This window comes from Burkholderia sp. Ac-20392 (assembly GCF_017104585.1).
GTDB lineage: Bacteria > Pseudomonadota > Gammaproteobacteria > Burkholderiales > Burkholderiaceae > Burkholderia > Burkholderia lata.
This window is the reverse complement of record NZ_JAAGPB010001050.1, coordinates 1-930: the sequence shown is the minus strand read 5'-3', so window position 1 is coordinate 930 and position 930 is coordinate 1. Positions and strand designations below refer to the sequence as shown.

The 930-nt window shown below is 70.6% G+C and carries 1 protein-coding gene; it reads left to right on the top strand.

Features of this window, described 5'->3' with window-relative positions; translation table 11 throughout:
* Nucleotides 1-115: 115 nt before the first annotated feature.
* The coding region (locus G3N99_RS40700; RefSeq protein ID WP_206125251.1) for a porin at nucleotides 116-930 on the top strand (815 nt) is incomplete at its 3' end.

Here is a 930-nt window from a genome sequence, read left to right as displayed (position 1 = left end):
GCCGTCGCCGCGCTGCTGCTGATCCGCCGCCCGCAGGCCGGCGACTGACATTTCCCGTTTCTTCCATGCGTGCCGTCAGAGCGCGCGATTACTCAAGGTCTGGAGACACAACGACATGAAAAAGAGCACCAGGAGCGGCCTGCTGGCCGCCGGCGCATGCTGCGCACTGGCCGCGCCGGCGGCACACGCGCAGTCGAGCGTGACGCTGTACGGGATCATCGATACGGGCGTCGAATTCGTGTCGCACGCGAATGCGGCGGGCGACCACGTCGTGCGCATGCCGGCCGTGACGGGCGAACTGCCGTCGCGCTGGGGGCTGCGCGGCGCGGAGGATCTCGGCGGCGGCTATCAGGCGATATTCACACTGGAAAGCGGTTTCAACGTGCGCGGCGGCGATCTCGGCCAGGGCGGGCGGCTGTTCGGGCGGCAGGCGTTCGTCGGGCTGAAGGGCGGCTTCGGCACACTGGCGTTCGGCCGCCAGTACACGATGACCTACCTCGCGCTGCAGGGCGCGGACATCATCGGCCCCGACATCTACGGGCTCGGTTCGCTCGACGCGTACGTGCCGAACGGCCGCGCCGACAACGCAGTGACCTACATCGGCACGTACCGCGGCGTGACGCTCGGCGCCGCTTATTCGTTCGGCCGCGACAGCGCGGGCACCGGCAACTCGCCGGGGCAGGGCACGTGCGCGGGGCAGGTGCCGGGCGACGCGGTCGAATGCCGCAACTGGTCGGCGATGCTCAAGTACGACAACGCGTATTTCGGTGCGGCCGCATCGTACGAGGAGCAGCGCGGCGGCACGGGCGCGGCCGCGAACTTCTTCGACGGCGTCGCACCGGCTGCCTTCACGAGCAGCGCGGGCAAGGACGCGCGCGTGCACCTGAGCGCGTATGCGCAGGCGGCGGGCGCGCGGATCGGCGCGGGCGG